Origin of the sequence: Colwellia sp. BRX8-7 (genome assembly GCF_014077275.1) — a bacterium.
In the GTDB taxonomy this organism is placed as follows: domain Bacteria; phylum Pseudomonadota; class Gammaproteobacteria; order Enterobacterales; family Alteromonadaceae; genus Colwellia_A.
Genome location: NZ_JACGVP010000019.1, coordinates 48,743 through 69,661, shown reverse-complemented (window position 1 = coordinate 69,661; position 20,919 = coordinate 48,743). Strand labels below are relative to the sequence as shown.

Annotated in this window: 19 protein-coding genes; 5 read left to right on the top strand and 14 right to left on the bottom strand. The window is 39.3% G+C overall.

All coding sequences use genetic code 11. The annotated features are described in order from the left end of the window. Positions 1–259: 259 nt before the first annotated feature. The 5 genes from H4J57_RS16825 to H4J57_RS16805 all read left to right on the top strand — a co-directional run bounded on the left by H4J57_RS16825 (position 260) and on the right by H4J57_RS16805 (position 4,586). The gene (locus H4J57_RS16825; RefSeq protein WP_182243678.1) at positions 260–922 is read left to right on the top strand and encodes a nitroreductase; all 663 of its coding nucleotides are present in this window, start codon (positions 260–262) and stop codon (positions 920–922) included. A 473-nt stretch (positions 923–1,395) separates the two neighbouring features. After that, on the top strand, positions 1,396–2,004 hold the full coding sequence (locus tag H4J57_RS16820) for a glutathione S-transferase family protein (RefSeq protein ID WP_182243677.1): 609 nt from the start codon (positions 1,396–1,398) through the stop codon (positions 2,002–2,004). Between the two features lie 39 nt (positions 2,005–2,043). Then, positions 2,044–2,736 carry a crotonase/enoyl-CoA hydratase family protein gene (locus H4J57_RS16815; RefSeq protein WP_182243676.1) on the top strand — a complete coding sequence of 231 codons (693 nt, stop codon included), beginning with the start codon at positions 2,044–2,046 and terminating at the stop codon, positions 2,734–2,736. Between the two features lie 79 nt (positions 2,737–2,815). Further along, entirely contained in the window at positions 2,816–3,709 is an 894-nt protein-coding gene (locus H4J57_RS16810; RefSeq protein WP_070376891.1) for an alpha/beta hydrolase, read from the top strand. A gap of 91 nt (positions 3,710–3,800) precedes the next feature. Continuing rightward, a complete protein-coding gene (locus H4J57_RS16805) occupies positions 3,801–4,586 on the top strand; it encodes an alpha/beta fold hydrolase (protein ID WP_182217092.1) in 786 nt (261 codons plus the stop codon). Positions 4,587–4,698: 112 nt separating this feature from the next. Here H4J57_RS16805 and H4J57_RS16800 read toward each other — a convergent pair whose 3' ends face one another. From H4J57_RS16800 to H4J57_RS16735, 14 genes are all read right to left on the bottom strand, one after another. After that, a complete protein-coding gene (locus H4J57_RS16800) occupies positions 4,699–5,871 on the bottom strand; it encodes a VWA domain-containing protein (RefSeq protein ID WP_182243675.1) in 1,173 nt (390 codons plus the stop codon). 5 nt (positions 5,872–5,876) lie between these two features. Next, a complete protein-coding gene (locus H4J57_RS16795) occupies positions 5,877–6,710 on the bottom strand; it encodes a MoxR family ATPase (protein WP_070376888.1) in 834 nt (277 codons plus the stop codon). A gap of 47 nt (positions 6,711–6,757) precedes the next feature. Then, positions 6,758–8,860 carry a molybdopterin-dependent oxidoreductase gene (locus H4J57_RS16790; RefSeq protein ID WP_182243674.1) on the bottom strand — a complete coding sequence of 701 codons (2,103 nt, stop codon included), beginning with the start codon at positions 8,858–8,860 and terminating at the stop codon, positions 6,758–6,760. A gap of 87 nt (positions 8,861–8,947) precedes the next feature. Beyond that, a complete protein-coding gene (locus tag H4J57_RS16785) occupies positions 8,948–9,625 on the bottom strand; it encodes a hypothetical protein (RefSeq protein ID WP_259366883.1) in 678 nt (225 codons plus the stop codon). 90 nt (positions 9,626–9,715) lie between these two features. After that, on the bottom strand, positions 9,716–10,714 hold the full coding sequence (locus H4J57_RS16780) for an NADP-dependent oxidoreductase (RefSeq protein ID WP_182243686.1): 999 nt from the start codon (positions 10,712–10,714) through the stop codon (positions 9,716–9,718). 54 nt (positions 10,715–10,768) lie between these two features. Continuing rightward, positions 10,769–11,827, bottom strand: a complete 1,059-nt coding sequence (locus H4J57_RS16775; RefSeq protein ID WP_182243685.1) for a patatin-like phospholipase family protein — start codon at positions 11,825–11,827, stop codon at positions 10,769–10,771. A gap of 219 nt (positions 11,828–12,046) precedes the next feature. After that, on the bottom strand, positions 12,047–13,171 hold the full coding sequence (locus tag H4J57_RS16770; protein WP_182243673.1) for a zinc-binding dehydrogenase: 1,125 nt from the start codon (positions 13,169–13,171) through the stop codon (positions 12,047–12,049). Between the two features lie 114 nt (positions 13,172–13,285). Beyond that, positions 13,286–13,702, bottom strand: coding sequence for a DoxX family protein (locus H4J57_RS16765; protein WP_182243672.1), 417 nt, complete (start codon positions 13,700–13,702; stop codon positions 13,286–13,288). A 135-nt stretch (positions 13,703–13,837) separates the two neighbouring features. Continuing rightward, the gene (locus H4J57_RS16760) at positions 13,838–15,505 is read right to left on the bottom strand and encodes an AMP-binding protein (RefSeq protein WP_182243671.1); all 1,668 of its coding nucleotides are present in this window, start codon (positions 15,503–15,505) and stop codon (positions 13,838–13,840) included. A gap of 82 nt (positions 15,506–15,587) precedes the next feature. Next, positions 15,588–16,769, bottom strand: coding sequence for an acetyl-CoA C-acyltransferase (locus H4J57_RS16755; RefSeq protein ID WP_182243670.1), 1,182 nt, complete (start codon positions 16,767–16,769; stop codon positions 15,588–15,590). Between the two features lie 46 nt (positions 16,770–16,815). Next, a complete protein-coding gene (locus H4J57_RS16750) occupies positions 16,816–17,739 on the bottom strand; it encodes an SDR family NAD(P)-dependent oxidoreductase (RefSeq protein WP_182243669.1) in 924 nt (307 codons plus the stop codon). A 41-nt stretch (positions 17,740–17,780) separates the two neighbouring features. Then, positions 17,781–18,242 (bottom strand): MaoC family dehydratase, encoded by a 462-nt coding sequence (locus H4J57_RS16745; RefSeq protein WP_182217076.1) that lies wholly within the window; start codon positions 18,240–18,242, stop codon positions 17,781–17,783. A gap of 44 nt (positions 18,243–18,286) precedes the next feature. Continuing rightward, positions 18,287–20,092, bottom strand: a complete 1,806-nt coding sequence (locus H4J57_RS16740; RefSeq protein WP_182217075.1) for an acyl-CoA dehydrogenase — start codon at positions 20,090–20,092, stop codon at positions 18,287–18,289. 49 nt (positions 20,093–20,141) lie between these two features. After that, positions 20,142–20,903, bottom strand: a complete 762-nt coding sequence (locus H4J57_RS16735) for an SDR family NAD(P)-dependent oxidoreductase (protein ID WP_182217073.1) — start codon at positions 20,901–20,903, stop codon at positions 20,142–20,144. Positions 20,904–20,919 lie beyond the last annotated feature (16 nt).

The window sequence follows — 20,919 nt, the reverse complement described above, 5'->3', positions numbered from 1 at the left end:
TTAGAATAGAGCGTGATAATAATTATTCATTGGTTTTATAAAGATAACAGTTCTACCATCAGAAATGCGCTTAAATCTCTTTTAACCTTATTACAGTGGCTATCTATACCCTTTTGTAACAAGTATAGATCACTTTTTTAAGCGATATATACGGTTAGTAGCTAATTAAACGTTACCAAAAATTTAATCGCTGTTAAGCTAAGTCTCATTTACAATGTCCCTTAATATGAGACTATTTTAAAATTATAAAGGAGTCTCAATGTCTTTAACCACCCTCTTAGAAAAACGTAATTCAGTGCGTGCTTATTTGGAAACACCTGTCGAACAAGCATTATTAGAAGCTATTTTTACACAAGCACAACGCGCTCCTTCAAATTGCAACGTACAACCTTGGCAAACTTGCGTGGTGTCTGGCGCTAAAAAAGAATCCCTTAAAAATGATTTACTCTCAGCGGTTATGAGTGGCAAACCACCAAACCCAGACTTTAACTGGTTACCTAAATATGAAGGTATCCATAGAGACCGCCAATTTGGTTCAGCTAATGCACTTTACAGTGCTATTGGTGTTACCCGCGAAGACAAACTGGGTCGTCAAAAAGCGATGATCCGCAATTGGAGTTTTTTTGATGCTCCCCATGTAGTTTTTTTTACTATGGATAAATATCTCGATATTATGGGTGCGGTTGATTTGGGTATTTATGCGCAAACTCTTTCGCTAATTATGGCTGAGCACGGTATATCAAATTGTATGCAAGGGGCATTGGGGCAGTTCCCAGATCCAATCAAAAAATCCTTAAACTTACCAGAGCAAAGAGGTATTTTGTTTGGTATGTCATTTGGTTACGCTGATATAAATGCGCCGATAAATAAAACTCGTACTGATCGCGAAGATATTACCAGTGCGGTTAGCTTCTTTAAATAACGACTCACAATAACAATTAATGAGTCGTCATCAGCAATCATGTTTTGTTCAAGACGATGTTGAATAATAATATTAGAAACTAATACAAAATATTTATCCAGCAGATAATGAAGAATACTGAGAGTCAGCATGGATATTACTGAATTAGTTACATTTATAAGACAAGAATTGGACCTATTGGTATATTTTAAATTATGATGGCCATGGGACTAGCTATTTCCATTGTTCTAATTAAACCTTAACTGGTATTACCTATTATTAGCTTTAGTTTGACATATTTCATGTTATTAACGCTGAATATGCCGTTGGTATTCTACTTAGGTTGTTATGTTCAAATATCATTAACACAAAAAGCCTTAACTCAATCTATGCTAAGCTAACTTACCTATAAAAAAGGTAAATATTTATCCTTACTACCAAGCGACACCTATTCATTAAGTTGATAGCAATGAATTTCAAGGAAAAATGTAAACATGATTACTGTACATCACCTTAACAAATCACGTTCTAAACGCGTTATCTGGTTGTTAGAAGAGCTTAATATGCCTTATAACGTTGTTAAGCATCAACGTGACCCAATTACGAATTTAGCGCCTGAAAGTTTAAAATTAATTCATCCGCTAGCAAAAGCGCCTATTATCGTTGATGGTGAAGTTACTTTGTGTGAGTCTGGCGCGGTTATGGAATATATACTTAACCATGCAACAGCGAGTAATTTAAGGCCTAGCATTGAATGTAATGAATATTACCATTATTTAGAGTGGTTACACTTCGCAGAAGGGTCATTAAGTTTACCTGTGATAACGACCTTGCTGATGTCAATGGAAACTCGTGAAGGCACTCAACCTCTTGACGGTTATATTGCTAAAGAAAATCATCTTGATTTTTCATATATCGAAAATACTTTAACCGTAAGACGTTATTTTGCTGGTGATTCTTTTAGTGCTGCTGATATTATGATGGCAGTGATACTCGAAATTGCAGAAAGTATTGGTTTGTTAGAAAAAAAAGACAAAACTAAAGACTATCTCGTTAATATCAGAAAAAGACCCGCATATCAAAAAGCGGCTCAATTTGGCTAACAACCAGTGATATCAATTTTAACAACTATAGGAAAGAACATGGAATTAATAGATTTTGAACTCGATGAAAACATTGCAACGATCACCCTAAAAAATGGCAAGGTTAACGCTATTTCTCACCAAGTAATAACAGAAATAAACAGCGCTTTAGATCAAGCAGAAGCAGCAAAAGCGGCCGTTATTTTAACAAGTCAACCGGGAATATTTTCAGGTGGCTATGATTTAAAAACGATGAAAGAAAGTTCTGACTCTGCTGTATCATTAGTGACAGCTGGCTCAACGCTTACTCGCCGTATGTTATCTTTCCCCTTTCCTATTGTTGGCGCCTGTACCGGCCATGCAATTGCCAAAGGCGCATTTTTATTACTCAGTTGTGATTATCGTATCGGCACACTAGGTTCATTTAAAATTGGACTCAATGAAGTGGCTATTGGTATGACCATGCATCAAGCTGGCCTTGAACTCGCTAGAAACCGAGTACCGATTAACTATTTAACGCGCTCGGTAATAAACGCTGAATTGTTTGATCCAGAAACAGCTGTATTAGCTGGATTTCTTGACACATTAGTTGAACCCGACCAATTAATGGCAACGGCGAAAGCTGCAGCTACCCAACTGTTAACCCTAAATATGACAGCACACCATGGTACTAAACTAAGAGAAAGAAAAGACATACTAACGGCATTAGATGCGGCGATATCAATAGATTCAACGATGACTTTGAGCCTATAGTAAATCGACCATGACTCACTAAAGTATTTTCTTAGCGCTACACAACAAGAATGCTCACAGTATATTAGGCCGTTAACGTATGATAAAAAAATTCACCCTGTTTTCTGTTTTATTATTTCTGTGTGTTTTCTTTAGTGGTGCATGGTATTTTTCTTCAAAAATACTAATACTGCCAATTACTGAGTGTACACAAGCCCGTTTTGTCTTTTGTGGAGAGCCAAGTGAACAAGGCCTCAGTTTTGAAAACGTTGTCTTTAACACCGATGATGGACTAACACTGCCAGCTTGGTATATACCTGCAGATAATGACACCCATAAAGCGATATTATTAGTACATGGTAGAACAGCAAACCGAACCGAAGGTATGCGCTACGCCAAGGCTATTGTTGCTGCCGGTTATAATGTTTTAGCTATTGATCTGCGTCATCCACGCCAAGACCCTGCTATTATTTCAACCATGGGCTATCACGAGAAGAAAGACGTTACAGCCGCTTTAAATTATTTAGTTGATAAGAAAAATATTAGCTCGATTGGTGTGATGGGATTTTCTATGGGCGCAGCAACTAGCATCATAGTTATGGCAAAAGACTCTCGTATAAAAGCGGGGGTTTTTAGTGGTAGCTATGCTAATTCGATGGACGTACTCGCTGAACAGGCAAAAGTACTCTACGGTCTTCCTCGTTACCCATTAATGCCAATGGTAGCAAAATTTTTTGCTTGGCGCGGCGATTTAGAAATTGATGAAATTAATCCAGAAAAATACATCGCGAACATCTCGCCTCGACCTGTTTACATTATGCATGGCACAGCCGATAAAACCGTAGACTTTAAACACGGACAACGCTTATTTAGTGCCGCCAATGAGCCGAAGCAATTTTGGCAAGCTGAAGGTGGCGAGCACACTAAACTATGGCAACTCAACCCTGAAAAAGCTGAAAATAGTGTCGTTGATTTTTTTAATCGCTACCTTTAAAAGCTCTTCAGTTTAGTCTTAACCCTTTAACAATAAGTTCAAGGGTAGTAATCTTTTATATAATTTTTATCATAGGTGTTTATAAACGTATATGTCAAAACCTGTAATCAACTTTGTCCATGCCAATGGTTTTCCGGCAGGAAGTTACCGTACATTTCTGTCATTGTTTTCAAACGATTATTCAACCATTGCTTTAGAACAATATGGTCACGATGATTGTTACCCCATTCATAATAATTGGCAATTTTTAGTCAATGAGCTGGTTAACTTCATTAAAAAACAAGACCAAAAGGTCATTTGTGTTGGCCATTCTTTTGGTGGTGTCATTTCTTTTATGGCCGCTTGTCAGCATCCTGAACTTTTTCGTGGTGTCGTCATGTTAGATCCTCCTGTATTTTCTGGGCCATTATCTTGGTTTTTAAAACTGGCTAAAAAAACACCTTTTATTGATAAAATATCTCCAGCGGGTCGAGCTAAAAACAGGCAAAAACATTGGCCGTCTGAAACACAATTAGTTAATAATTTTGCTCAAAAGAAACTTTTTAAGAATTTTGATGCCCGATGTCTACAAGATTACGTAGACAGTGCCGTGACATTAAAAAATAAAAGATGGGAATTAATGTTTTCACCCGACGTTGAAGCCGATATATTTAGACACCTACCTTGCAATTTAACAACATATAAAAATAAACTGACGGTGCCATCTGCATTGATTTATGGTGATAAAACAGACGTATTGCCGGTAAGTTACTTTAATCGATTTGCTAAAATGAATAACATACCACTGACTAAATTAGCTAATGGCGGACATATGTTTCCGCTTGAACAACCCGAAGCAACCGCCTCTATAATTACTAACATTATAAAAGATTGGTAAGACGATGTTCGATAAAAGAGAAGCTGCTATAAAACGGCTATTATTAGCCCTTAATTCATTACAAAAAGGTAAAGCTACAACCGTCCTTGGTTGTAATTTACTAGTGGGATATTTAGCTGAGCGCTTTTATCGCTCGACCTATGCCATCGACCGTTAAAGGGTACATTCTATCGGCTATTAACTGCCTAACAATAGAGATTGAGTGATGATAATCCCAATGAGTCTCTGGCTGTGGGTTTAACCAAGCGACCTTATTAAAATGACCAAGAATTTTATGCATATGAAAGGTTCCTGGTTTTTCATTCCAGTGTTCAACACTGCCGCCAGGTGCTGTTATTTCATAAGGCCCCATAGTGGCATCACCGACAAATATAACTTTGTAGTCCGCGCCAAATGTTCTAATGATTTCTTCTAAATCAATAGTATCAGTGCGGCGTCGGCTATTGTCTTTCCATAATCTTTCATAAACACAATTATGAAAATAGAAAAATTCAAGGTGTTTAAACTCGGTATGTGCCGCTGAAAAAAGTTCTTCACACGTATGTATGTAATCGTCCATAGAGCCGCCGATATCAAAGAACATCAATACTTTTACTGCATTATGACGTTCAGGCTCCATATGAACATCGAGCATACCGCCATTTTTCGCCGTTGAGGTAATAGTGGTGTTAATATCAAGCTTTTCACTAGCACCGGTACGGGCAAATTTCCTGAGTTTTTTTAGCGCTAATTTTATATTTCTAGTGCCTAATTCTCTGTCTTGATCAAAGTTTCTAAATTCTCGCTTATCCCAAACTTTAACCGCACTATTATTACGATTTTTATCTTGCCCTACCCTAATACCTTCGGGGTTATAACCATAAGCGCCAAAAGGAGATGTACCACCAGTACCCACCCATTTATTGCCGCCAGCATGGCGTTTCTTTTGTTCTTCAAGGCGTTCTTTTAACGCTTTCATTAGCTCGTCTAAACCACCTAATGCCTTTAACTTATCTTTTTCTTCTTGACTTAGGTGTTTTTCAAATTCTTTTCTTAGCCAATCTTCAGGTAATATTTTATCAAATATATCAATTGCTTGGATACCTTCAAAATATTCAGCGAATGCACTATCGAATTTATCATAATGAATTTCATCTTTAACCATAACGATTTTAGCTAGGTGATAAAACTCTTCCACATTAGCAAAAACAACTCCCTTTTTTAATAGCGCAATTAAGTCTAATAACTCACGCAAACTACAAGGAACTTTATGTTTTCTTAACGTTAAAAATAAATCTATAAACACAACAACTACCTGTTTCTGCGACTGATAAAGGCGAGTTTTTCAAGTAGTGAAACATCTTGTTCATTTTTTAATAGCGCACCAAATAAAGGAATAATACCAGACTGCTTATCGATTAATACCTCTTGAGCAACATCGTCTGCGACCAGTAGTTTCAACCAATCGATTAACTCTGATGTTGAAGGCTTTTTCTTAATACCTTGTAAGTCTCTCAGTTCAAAAAACACTTCTAAGGTATGCGCTAGTAAATCTTTTTTTACATCAGGGTGGTGAACAGCAATAATCTGTTCCATTTCTACTTTTGTTGGAAACTTGATGTAATGAAAGAAACAACGACGTAAAAATGCATCGGGTAGCTCTTTTTCATTATTAGACGTTATAATAATGATCGGACGTTGCTTTGCTTTAATAACTTGTTGCGTCTCATAAACATAAAACTCCATCTTATCAAGTTCTTGCAGCAAATCATTAGGGAATTCTATATCGGCTTTATCTATTTCATCAATTAATAATATCGGACGTTGCTCTTCTTCAAACGCCTGCCAAAGTTTACCTTTAACGATGTAATTAGCAATATCATGCACACGTTCGTCGCCTAACTGGCTATCTCGTAATCTTGATACGGCATCGTATTCGTATAAGCCTTGTTGCGCTTTAGTTGTTGATTTAATATGCCATTGATATAGCTTACAATTAAGTGACTTTGCTAATTCTTCAGCTAATTGCGTTTTACCCGTTCCCGGCTCACCTTTAATCAATAGTGGCTTTTCTAGGGTGATCGCAGCGTTTACCGCTAAGCGAAGTTCGTCTGATGCAATATAACTCTCTGTACTGTTAAACATGTTTTTACCTATTTTAGGGCTTAATTATAGTCTAATTCGACTAACATCTACGCAACGTTAATTGCGACCGGTGTACCATTTAAAGCAGCATTACCGGTTAAAGTATCTACTCGACTTGCATCGGTTAAATCATTAATACTAACACCTGGTTGCTTGGCTGCAACCGACATCTGGGTGCCTTGTTGATTATGTCCCCAGCCTTGCGGCATACTGACCACCCCACGTTGAATATCGTCGGTGATCACTACCTCTATTTTCACTTCACCGACCATTGAGCTCACCATAACAGATTGACCATTGCTAATGCCTAATACCTTAGCATCATCTGGATGAACCTCTAAGGTACAAGGATTTTTGCCTTTAATTAAGCGCTCGGAATTCTGTGTCCAGGTATTATGACTTTTCACTAAACGGCGACCAATTAAATCGAACGGGTAATTGATATCACGAGCAGGATGAATAATAACATTTTGCAAACGCGGTAAATCATTAATATAGAGTTGCGGCACTAAGTTTACGCTACCTTGCTCGGTTTTTATCCGCGCTTCGATACACGGCATTAACGGTCCAATATCGATACCATGAGGATTGTCGATTAATTTTGCTAAGCTCATACCTTGTTTACCATAAGGACCCTTTTGCAATTCCATATCTAAGATCATTTCTGGTGTGTATTCATCAATGTCTGTATCTGTCATTCGTGCCGCTAGCTCCTTCAGTATTTGCCAATCGGTGCGTTGATAGTCTGCTGGTTCAAACAATGGCTTAGAGTATTTGACGGTATTTCTCACTGAAAATGAATTGAAGAAAATATCAAAATGAGAATTTTCAAGACCGGTTGTTGCCGGTAAAATAATATTAGCGTGTTTAGTGGTTTCATTAAGATAAATATCGATGGCGACCATATAATCTAATCCTGAAAACGCTTCAGCTAATTTATGTCCACTCGGTGAAGAAAGCACAGGGTTACCTGCTATCGTAATTAAGCTTTTTATTTGACCTTCACCGGGGGTTAATATCTCTTCAGCTAACGTTGCAACCGGAAACTCACCATTGAAAAAAGGTAACTTTCTAACACGACTCTTATATTGCCCAAAGGAGCTTTTATGACCCTTCTTATGATTTCTTAATAAGTCAAAAGCGGGCTGTGGGAACATAGCACCACCTGCACGGTCAAAATTACCGGTTATAATATTGAGCACATTGGTTAGCCATTGGCATAGACCACCAAACGTTTGAGTAGATGCGCCCATACGACTGTAACACACCGCTGAGTCTGCAGTTGTCATATCATTGGTTAACGTTCTAATATCGCTGGCCGGTATGCCGACATGCTTAGCCACTGATTCGGGTGAATAGTCATTAGCGATATTTTCCAACGCATCTAGTCCATCAACCCTATCTGCTAGATGGCGAAGATTAACGCTATTGGTTGTAAAAACACAGTGGATCATCGCCAATAACAAGAGTGCGTCTTTTTCTGGTCTGATAAACAAATGTTGATCGGCAATTTTAGCGGTTCGAGTACGGCGAGGGTCAACAACAACAATTTTACCTCCTCGTTTCTGAATAGCTTTCATTCGGCCGATAACATTAGGTGCCGTCATCATACTACCATTAGAGACCACAGGGTTACCGCCAATAATCAACATAAAATCAGTGCGGTCTATATCGGGCACAGGGATTAACATACCCGCACCAAACATAAAATTAGCGGCAACATGATGTGGCATTTGATCGGTTGAAGCAGAACTAAAACGGTTTATCGTCCCTAACGATTTCATAAAGGGTTTTAGAAAAAGCGCATTACCTAAGTTGTGCGCGTTAGGGTTACCTAAGTAAACCGCTAAAGCGTTACGGCCATGTTCTTTTTGAATGCCTTTAAGTTTTTCTGCTATCTCGGTAAAAGCTTGATCCCATGAAATATCTTCCCACCCATTAGCTGTCCGTCTAATGGGTGTTTTTAAACGGTCTTCGTCATTATAAAAATCTTCTAACGCCGTTGCTTTTGGGCAATTATAACCTTTGCTAAAAGGGTCTTCTGGGTCGCCTTTAATCGATAAAATATGCTTATCTTGATACTTAATTTCTAAGCCGCACATCGCTTCACAAATATTACAGTTACGGTAGTGCGTTTTGATATCACTCATAGTTATCTCCTAATTGGACCCATTAAAAAATGAAAACCTTCTTGGTTATCGGCTTCTTTGCGGCTTAAAACATATTAATTATTGACGTTAAAATTTTTCTTCAAGCCACTGTTTTGTCAGGCCAATACTGACCATACTTTTAAGCTTAAACAATGCCATCCAATCACCATCTTGAGGAACAGCATCGCCGCAACGGGGATCTGAACGTTGCAGCGCACCCGTCATTTTATGATCTATAGGTATAGTTTCACAGCCATGATCTGATTCACAAATGAAATCCCAGGGCTCTCGAGCCGGTGCATGACAAGCAAAACAGTTACCGCCAAAGCGATTAACAACATCAACAAAACCACGCTTACCTATTTTTGACCCTTGTTCATTAACTTCTAGTTCAAAAAACTCCCAGTCACCCGTCGCGGGAAAAGTACCCGATTCACGTTTAACCATGGCTTCTGTTGGTACAAGTTGTACTACCGAACCCACGGGGTACTTAGCGCCCTCTGGTGCATTGGCTGCGGCTAAAGTGCTTGTTATATCTCCTAAAAGATTATCAACATAAAAATGCCTGACCGGTGTCATATCTCTTATGCAGCTAAAGCTGTTCTCATCGACATTAACCTCTGTTATCGCTGCAACAGCGTTAGCGACAGCAACACTTTGATCAGTGTCTGGCGTCTTAACGGATGTTTCTGCGCTAACAGACAAGGATGTTAAACATGTAAACACTAAGGTACACATCAGGTTATTAACAAGTTTTTGGGACATATTCATTTCCATTTTAATTAAGTATCGTAAAGTAAATTTGAGTTTTATTGATAAAAAAACATCTATAACCGCGCAGCATTAAGCTGACCATCAGAGTTTCACAATAAGTTTGCCTTTATTTTCACCGGTAAAAAATAAATTCAAGCCAGTCATCGCTTCATCAAAGCCATCTAAGATATGAGCACGATACTTAATTTTACCTTGCATTACATAGGGTGTTAGCTTTTCTAATAGGGCTGGGACTTCGCCAAAATGATCTGGCATAGTAAAGCCCTGTATTGTTAAGCGTTTCTTAATGATAGGGATCCAACTAGGTGCTAAGTCGGGTTCTGCTTTTGGGTAATCAGCAATCATCCCACAGACAACAATTCGACCATGAGCATTCATCCGAGCAATAACATGGTGTTGGATGGGTCCACCGGTATTTTCAAAGTAGACGTCAATACCCTTTGGCGTTAATTGCGCTAATGTAGTCGCGATATCATCAGTTTTATAATTTATCGCGCCATCAAAGCCTAATTCATTTACCACCCAATCAGCTTTTTCATCACTACCTACAACACCAATGACAGTAAGTCCGTCGGCTTTAGCAAGTTGCCCGACAATTGAGCCAACTGAACCAGCCGCTCCAGAAACAACAAGTGTTTCCCCTTTTTGAGGCTTACCTATGCTGTATAATCCTTGTGTTGCTGTTAACCCCGGTAAAGCAAAAACCGATAAGATAGCTTCATCTGGTAAGGGTGCTGTTACTTTATTTAAACCCGTACCATCACTTAAGTAGTATTCTTGCCAGCCTATCATGCCCATAACGCGATCACCAACGTTGAAGTTAGCATGATTACTTTCAACGATTTCACCAATACCTGAACTGCGCATAACATCGCCAAGAGCAACGGGTGGAATATAACTTTCTGTATCTGCACTCATCCAACCGAACATTGCCGGGTCTAGTGACATATGTGATTGTTTAACAAGAAATTGGTTTTTTGCCACTTCAGGAATATTCTTTTCTACAACGTCAAACAAATCAGGTCCTATTGGACCACCAGAAGGACGTGCAATTAAATTTATCGCTTTATACGTTGTAATCATTATTATCTCTATGCGTTTATAGTATGTAATTGGCGACTCTTTATTAAGAGACTATGCCAATAATTGATTTATACTCTTTATGTGGTTTAACTGTTGATTTTTATAAATCTGATCAAACGACTCCGCTAATTTTTCGCTGTCATTCATCACTTTTTGCCAATACCACATTCGCTGTTTGCGGTTCATGGTAACGAAGTCGTTTCTGTCAGGAATTTTATGATGAGGTAATGCGTCAATAAACTTAGCAGAAGGACAAATCAACACCGTATTGTCGTAGTTTTTTAACCTTACTTTTCTTGTTAAACTTTTATCAAACCAACCCGCCTTAAGTGATGAGCTAAAATGGGGGTAAAGTGTTAATCCTGGATTTTTAATCTCAAAATCAAAATGATAATCAACAATACCACCATCTCGATACATACCTTTTGGACTATTTTCAATATCGCTAATACCCCGCATCACTAAGGGAATTGAACCTGATGCGAGTAACGCGTTACGAATATTACCTGTTGAAAAAGGTAGGCGTGATGTAGGTATGTTATCAGGGTCGCTAAACTCAAGGTTACTATGGCTCGATTGAAAAATATAACGCTCATATTGGCTATTTAAGCGTGGGCGACTGATGCGATTATTAACATAGCTTTTTGCCAGGCCAAGTCCTTGAATAAATTTATTTTCATAAGCAACAAAACCGTTACATTTAGCTACGATGATATGTGCTTTAAAATGAAGGTTATCAACAATTTCTTGCTCGCCTGACACTCCAAAAATAGCATCCATCATTTCTAATGCTTTTTCGCTAACCTCTGCAGGCTTGGCTTTAGCCGTGTAAGTAGTTTCATGATAATTTTTTGCGAGACGTTCTATTGCAGCAAGGGGATCTTTTTGAGCAAAACATGCATTTCTAAAAGCACCAACACTTGAGCCAATAAGGTTTAATGCTTGTTCTCTATTTTTAAAAAATTCACTAAAGAGGTATTTATCTAAACCATATAAAGTAAACCATTTAGGTCCACCACTCGCCGCTAAAAAAGAGCTAAATAAGTCAGGTGAAATTCCATTTTCTTTAATCGTCTTCATGGCTGAATCGCCAGCATATATTTCTAACATATTATCTTGTTGTTCACTTTTTGGTGACAATAATAAATCATTATAATCTCTAAGCCATGGTAAACGTTAGAAATAAATTAAACAAATGAATAGTACTTATGGTTCATTATTCACCAAATGAATTCGAGTTAACGAAAACGAGAAATATCACCAAGATTAAGATAGTGAAAAGCACAAATGGGGAGACCAAACCCAAAGCGTTCAGTCTCCTAACAGAGGTTAACTATTTTTGTTGGGATTAATCAGATATTTTTCGCCTGTTTTCTTAGCATTGTATTGTAAAACAATCGCTGGGGTCATCGCTTGTTCAAAACTTAATTCGTCAGTAAACGCACAAGCAAAAGTGGTTTTTATCTCATCGGCCACTTGCTTTTGTAATTTTGCGATTTGTTGTGGTTGCAACTTGCTCAAAAAGCTCATTAATAACCAACCGCCTATGCCCCATGTCATTCCGTAAGCGCGATTTAAGATACTTGGGGTGAAGTCTAACCCCCCATAAATATAAACTTGTTTATTAGTCTCTGAACCATAAGTATTAAAGCCAACAGCGTCTTTACTGCCAGACTGCTCCATTGCGTTTAGGATATCACTGACAATTTCGCCACCACCTATTGCGTCAAAGGCTAAAGTTGCCCCTGTTTCATCAATCGCTTTATACAAATCAGCCTTGAAAGTTTTACTCGATGAATCACAAATATATTGAGCACCAATTGCTTTAAGTATCTCGGCTTGCTGCTGACTTCTAACAATATTGACCAAAGGAATGTCTTGTGCCAAACATATTTTATTTAGCATTTGTCCTAGACTTGACGCTGCAGCGGTATGCACTAATGCACTGTGCCCCTCCATCCGCATGGTTTCTACCATACCTAAAGCAGTTAAAGGATTTACAAAAGAAGAAGCAGCATGCTTAGCTGTAGTCCCTTCATGGTGAACAATACAAGCTTGTGCGGGCACGCAACAATATTGGGCATAGGCGCCTCCGGTTAAAACCGCGACTGTTTTCCCCATTAACGACTGGGCAGCTTCACTATCACCGGCAGCAACCACAGTACCTGCGCCTTCATTACCAATAGGTAATACTTGATCTAAACGAGATTTAATTCGAGGTAGTATACTGCTATGCACAGGTGCACTGAGCGTTAATTTATCTGCACTTAATGCCGCCTCGGCTAAATTAGCAGGTCCAAACATCGGCCACATATCAGATGGGTTGATGGGAGCGGCTTCAATGCGAACGATCACTTCATGGGATTTAGGTGTCGCTACCTCGACCTCTTTTAAAGATAGTTCAAGTGTTCCGCTTGCAGAAATATGAGTAAATAATTGTTTTGAGTTTGTCATGATTAGATATTCTCCAGCTGTTTGTCGTCACTTTATGACGTGGTAATTTTTATAGCGTTAGGTGCTAGGTTTGTGTTGTGTTGGCTACAATAACGGTTACATCTATTAGCGTCTTTAAGGCTCAGTCACTTTACGACCCTCAAAACTAAACTTGCCTGTTCCTAGGCCAGTGATGATTAATAAACCGGCGATTATACCCATGTTTTTAAAGAAATTTTGTAATTCATGACTGCGTGCCACACCTTCTGTCATTCCCCAAAAGTCATGCATAAATAGGCTTATAAACAAGGTTAAACCCGCTAATATAAACGCAGACACTTTACCTTTGAAACCAACAATGATGGCCACTCCACCAATCAATTGAATAATAATGGTTAACACTAATAATAACGATACCATAGGAACATTGTGCTGTTCCATGTAGACACTGGTGCCCTCAAATTTGTTAATTTTACTTATCGCAGGGATAATAAAGTAAAGGCCCATCAGTAAACGTCCCAACAAAAGACAGCTATTTTCTAATATATTCAAGGGTAAGTCCTTATCGTGTTAATGAGTTTTTTAGCTTTCCAGCAGAATAAAAAACGCCTAAAGACTAGCATAACACTAGCCGTAGGCGTAAATACTCAATCGATTTATTAGTTGAAAAAAGTCAACTTTGTCTACTTATGCAACGTCTTTTCGTAACTCTTTTCGTAACACTTTACCGACATTACTTTTTGGCAACTCATCGATGAACTCTATCAACTTAGGACGTTTATAGTTTGTTAGCATTTCATGACAATGATCAAATATATCTTGCTCTGCTAAATTAGGATTTTTCTTAACAATAAAAACCTTAACCGCTTCTCCCGTTGTATCGTGTGGAATACCAATAGCAGCGGCTTCAAGTACACCATCATGCATAACGAGTACTTCTTCAATTTCATTAGGAAAAACATTAAAACCTGAAACGTTGATCATGTCTTTTTTTCGGTCAACAATTTTAAAAAAGCCATTTTCATCCATGGTGGCAATATCGCCAGTAGCTAGCCAACCATCTTTGAGCACTTCATCTGTTGCATCGGGTCGGTTGTGATAACCTTTCATCACCTGAGGACCTTTAACCCACATTTCACCGGGCTCACCTAGCGCAACTTCCTGACCATCATCGCCAATTAAGCGAATATCGGTCGAAGAAACAGGTAAACCAATAGAGCCATTATAGCTTTGTTGATTAAAAGGGCTCATCGTCACTAATGGCGCACACTCTGTTAAACCATAGCCTTCTAACAATCTTGTTTTAGTGACTTTTTCCCAAAGCTCGGCTACCGGACGTTGTACTGACATTCCGCCACCAAAACCAAGTTTTAATGGGCTAAAATCAAGTTGGTCAAACCCTGGGGTATGTAATAAAGCATTAAACAAAGTATTTACACCCGTGATAATAGTAAAAGGGTATTTAGCGAGCTCTTTAACAAAGCCTTTCATATCTCTTGGATTGGTAATTAAAATATTAGTACCGCCAAAAGGCATAAAACATAAGCAATTAGACGTTAGCGCATAGACATGATAAAGCGGTAAGGCTGTTACCATAATTTCTTTGCCAACTTCATATATATTTTTAGTCGCTGCATTTGATTGTTCAAGGTTAGCCACCATATTGCGATGGGTAAGCATGGCTCCTTTTGATGGACCCGTCGTACCACCGGTATATTGTAAGAAAGCTAGATCTGAACCAACCACTTTGACAGGCTTAAAGGTTAATTTAGCTCCTTTTGTCATCGCTTGATTAAACCTGACTGCTCCAGGAAAATTAAAAGCAGGCACCTGCTTTTTAACATGCCTAAGGACACTGTTAATAAGTAACCCTTTAACTGCCCCTAACCTGTCGCCTACAGCCGTAAGAACAATATGTTTAACATCGGTTTTATCAATAACTTTTTCAAGGACATGGGCGAAATTCTCGAGGATGAGAATAGCTTTAGTGCCTGAGTCTTTTAACTGATGCTCTAATTCGCGTGCTGTGTATAACGGGTTAACATTCACCACGGTAAGTCCAGCTAATAAGGCACCAAATAATGCAATCGGGTATTGAAGAAGATTGGGGATCATAATCGCGAATCTATCGCCTTTAACTAATCCTAAATCTTGTTGTAAATAAGCCGCAAAGTCATGAGCTTGTTGACCAAGTTCTTGATAACTAATGCTTGCTCCCATATTAATAAAAGCGGTGTTATCTTGATATAACTTAGTATATTTAGTAAATAAATCTGCTAATGAGTTATATTTATCTGGGTCTATTTCGAAATCAACACCAGGTGGGTAACTCTTTTCAAGCCAAATTTTTTCCATTATATTTATCTCCCCAATCACAAATTGTTTACGTGGCATTATTATTATAGTTACGCCACGGTAAATGTTTTAATTAAAACGGTTAAAGTACTTCAAACAGACCCGCTGCGCCCTGTCCACCACCAATACACATGCTGATCACAACATATTTAATTCCACGACGTTTTCCCTCAATCAGTGCGTGCATCACCATACGTGTGCCACTCATACCATAAGGATGGCCAATAGAAATTGCACCACCATTTACATTCAGACGATCTTCAGGAATGCCTAATTTTGTCGCACAATATAAAACTTGTACCGCAAAAGCTTCATTGATTTCCCATAAACCGATATCGTCAATCGTTAAGTTATTACGCGCTAACAATTTAGGTATCGCATAAATAGGCCCAATACCCATTTCATCGGGTTCACAACCGGCAACGACCATGCCACGATACACACCTAAAGGCTTAAGACCTCTCTGCTCAGCTAAACCTCGTTCCATTAGAACAACGGCTGCAGCGCCATCAGATAACTGCGAAGCATTGCCGCCCGTAATAGCGCCATTATCTTTGACCGCCTTTAAAGCCGACAGTCCCGCTAACGTTGTTGATGGACGATTACCTTCATCTTTAGTTAAGGTGACTGCTTCTTTACTGATATCGCCCGTCGCTTTGTCCATAACCAGCTTAGTACAGGTCACTGGCACGATTTCATCATCAAACCTACCCGCTTGTTGTGCTGCGGCGGTACGTTGTTGAGATTTAAGTGCATAGGCATCTTGCTCTGCTCGAGAAATACTATAGCGATTGGCAACGATTTCGGCCGTATCAAGCATCGGCATATAAGTTGCTGGTCGATAGGCTTTAACACTCGGGTCAACAGCTCTATACATATTCATTTTATCGTTTTGTACCAAACTAATGGAATCGCAACCGCCTGCAAGGACCACTTGTGCGCCATCACAAACAATATGATTTGCCGCAGTAGCAATAGACATTAAGCCTGACGAACATTGACGGTCGATAGTCATGCCTGGCACAGAAACCGGCAACTCAGCCGCCATTGCCACTTGCCGACCAAAATTCATCCCTTGATTGCCTTGCGTTAGAGCGGCACCAAAAATACAGTCTTCAATTTCATTGGCATCGATTCCTGCTCTTTCAACGGCGGCTTTAACCGCAACAGCCGCTAAAGTTGGCGCCGATAAATCATTAAAGGCACCTCGGTATGCTTTACCTATCGGGGTACGTGCGGCAGATACTATTACGGCTTCTCTCATCATTATTCCTTTTAATTATTATGTAAACGACAAACAAGTCGTCTATTTACTCTTGCTGCTGTGACTTCATATAAGCCATAGCTTTGCTGACAAATTTCTCACCTTGTTTTGATCCAGAAGATAAAGCTGCTTGGCCTGCTTCATCGGTTAACTGTGACCACTGTCCGCGCACGGATTCTGGTGTTTGTGACGACTGTGGGATAAAACAACCTTGAGTTTCAAACATGCTTGCACTTGAGTAACCGCCCGCACCTGCACATAAAATAAAACGGGTCGGCGCATCGTCATCGCAAAGGGTTAACAAACCAGCCGTTACCGCTTCAGGAGCAAATGCTTTTACAATTTCTTCAGGCATTAGGTCCTCAGTCATACGTGTGCCAGCAGTTGGGGCAAGCGCGTTAATCCTAATGTTATTTTTAAATCCTTCAATCGATAACGTATTCATTAACCCTAAAACTGCCATTTTAGCTGCGCCATAGTTAGCTTGGCCAAAATTACCATACATGCCACTGGATGAGGTTGTCATCACAATACGGCCATAGTTTTGTTCACGCATGATATCCCAAACAGCTTTAGTACAATTAACGCTGCCCATCACATGAACATCCATCACCAAGGAAAAGTCTGCTAAGGTCATTTTAGTAAAGGATTTATCTCTTAAAATACCGGCATTGTTGATTAATATATCAACACGACCCCATTTTTCCATGGCTTGATTAACCATGTCTTGTACTTCATCAAAGTTCGCAACATTTGCGCCATGGCTGATGGCTTCTCCACCCTTTTCTTCAATTAAACGCACAACATCTTGTGATGCTTGTGAAGACGCCCCGCTACCATCGCGCGCACCTCCTAAATCATTAACAACGACTTTTGCGCCACGCGCAGCAAGCGCTAAGGCATGTGAGCGACCTAATCCGTTACCTGCGCCGGTAACTATAGCGACTTTTCCTATAAAACTGATTGTCATGATATTTCCTTAAAATACTTTAAAATTACTTTTTAGCCATGTTATTTTACCATTTGTACTGAAATCCACTGTGCGACTAGCGCAGGTGTTTCACTGCCTTCAATTTCAACACTTACTTGGGTAGACAAACGATATTGTCCTGGTTTTTTTTCTTCAATCGCCAACGTTGTTGCATGTGCTCGAATACGACTATTGACCGCAACGGGTTGCAAAAATCTCACCTTGTCAAAACCGGCATTTAAGCCCATGTAAAATCCGTCAATGATAACGCTAAAGTCTTCAGCAAAATGAGAGAGCATTGATAGCGATAAGAAACCATGAGCAATAGTACCGCCAAAGGGTGTCGCTTTTGCCTTTTCTTCATCAACATGGATAAACTGATGATCGAGTGTACAATCAGCAAATTGATCAATTTGTTGCTGAGTAACTAAGTGCCAAGGCGTTGGTTTAGCTTGAAAACCTATATAATTTGCTAATTCTTCTTTGTTAATTATAGTTGGCATAAGGTGTCTCTATTATTTATTTAACTGCTATTTTTAATGACTTTTTAAAACCATTCAGCTTTCATCTGATAAGTGCTGTCATCACTGTCTATTAACAGCGCTGACCATAACGCTATTTGCGGTAATTCAAACCTGTAGAAATACTGTAAGGTTTGCAGTTTTCCTTGATAGAAATTTTCATCACTTTGGTGTGGTTTATTTTCAAGCGCTTTCGTGGCAACAAGGCCTTGTTTGAGCCATAACCAAGCGACGATCACATGTCCAAACAACTCGAGGTATTTAACCGAATTAGCTAAAGCTAAATCAATATTTTTGCTGGTCATGGCGGTTAATAGTGCTTCGGTAGTTAGCTGTAAACTTTTTACCGCTGCCGTTAGTTGTTGGCTAAATTCAGTTAAACTTTGATAATTTTTGGCTTGTTCTATCGTTATATTTATTTCAGTTAACGTTGCTAAGTATCCTGCCATCTTATTCATTGGCACCTTTCGCGTTAATAAGTCCAACGACTGAATACCCGTTGTACCTTCATGAATAGCGTTTAAACGATTATCACGATAAAATAATTCCACGGGGTGTTCATTAATATAGCCATGACCACCGAGTACTTGAATGGCTAGGTCATTGGCTTTAGTGCCATATTCAGAGGGCCATGTTTTAATAATAGGGGTAAGAAAGTCTAATAAGAGATGCGCGTGCTCTTTTTCTTCAGCACTAGCTGCTGTTTTCTCATCATCACTCAATTGTGTGCCATAAAGTACTAATGAAAATGCGCCCTCTGCGTAAGCTTTTTGTGCGAGAAGCATTCTTCGTACATCGGCATGTTCGATAATATTAACCATAGGTGATAGTGGATCTTTACTCGAGGGTAAACGACCTTGTGGCCGATTTTTAGCATAATCTAATGAGTACAAGTAACCTGCTATACCGATAACCGCCGCACTGGTTCCAACCATAATGCGTGCTTCATTCATCATATGAAACATATATTTAAGCCCTTGGTTTTCTTCCCCGACTAAGTAACCAACAGCACCGTTCTTTTCTCCAAAACTCAACGCAGTAGAGGTTTGAGCTCGCCCGCCCATTTTATGAAATAGTCCGGATAAGGCGACTTCATTGTCATCGCCAATTGAGCCATCGTCATTAAGCAAAAATTTTGGCACAACAAAAAGCGAAATACCTCTTATCCCTTTTGGCGCGCCGGTTAATCTCGCAAGCACTAAGTGAACAATATTTTCACTGAGATCATGATCACCACCCGATATATAAATTTTATTACCACTAATACGATAGCTACCGTCTTCGGCCTTAGTCGCTTTAGTGATTAAATCACCTAAGCCTGAACCACTGCCCGGCTCTGTCATCGCCATTGTGCCCATAAAACGACCCGCTCGCATTGGTTTTACCCACTTTTCGATGAGGTCTTCACTGCCATGCGCGCTAAGTAAATTAGCATTCGCGGTGGTTAACATGTTGTAACCTAAACCGACACCACCAGCGACAGTTAAATATGAAGTAGCGATGCTGGCGATGATTGGCGGCAGTTGCATACCACTGGTTTCATAATCTGCGGTCGCTGAAGATAAACCCGAGGCAATAACGGCATCAATAGCGGGTTTGAGCTCAGGAATTAAATGTACCTTTTTACCGTCAAACGTCGGTTGGTGAGTATCAAGTTTTTGACGAATAGGTAAGAAATGTTTTTCTGCTATAGTTTTAGCCGTAGCAATAACTTCGTTAAATGTATGCCGGTCATGATCTTGATAACGTTCTCTTTTTAAAAGAGACTCACTATCAAAGAATTCATACAGCATAAATTCAATATCTCGTTGATTCATTAATTCACTGGCCATTCGGGTCTCTTCTTATTAACTATTTAAAAAAGTAACACAAGATTATTGTTTACTGCGCTGATACACCGCCATCAATCGCGATACATTGCCCGGTCATATAAGTGTTCGCGGGTGACAGCATCATTAGCATCACGGCAACAACTTCTTTAGGCTCGGCTAAACGCTTCATTGGCGCACCTAAACTCATTTTACTTTGCATACTTTCATCGGCCATGTCAGTGACCATTTTAGTTAAGGTAAAAAAAGGACATATCGCATTGATACGAATATTATGGCGACCATATTCAACAGCGCCCGTTTTTGTCAAACCAATAACGGCATGCTTTGCCATAGAGTAAGCCGCAACTTTTGCCGCACCGCCAAGACCTGCCATTGAGCTAACGTTTAAAATGGCGCCACCTTGTTGCGTTAACATCTGCTTAATTTGATGACTCATGCCAAACTGCACACCTTTAACATTAACGGCAAATTGTCTATCCATCAGGGCTTCGTCAATTTCGTGTAAGGCATGAAAATCATGAGCAACACCAGCATTATTAACACCAATGTCAACACGACCAAATTTTTCAATGGCTAAGTCGACCATAGCTTTACAATCTGCATTTTTAGCAACATCGCATTGAAGTGCGAACACCTCAGCGCCTGAAGCTGCAATATCGTTGGCTACCTTGTTAACACCTGCTTCGTTAATATCACTGATCACTAACTTAGCACCACGCTGAGCTAACTCTTGGGCTAATAACATACCAAACCCCTGAGCAGCACCCGTAATAACAGCAACTTTTCCGGTAAAATCTAATAATGGATCCATTTTTTTTCCTTAAAAT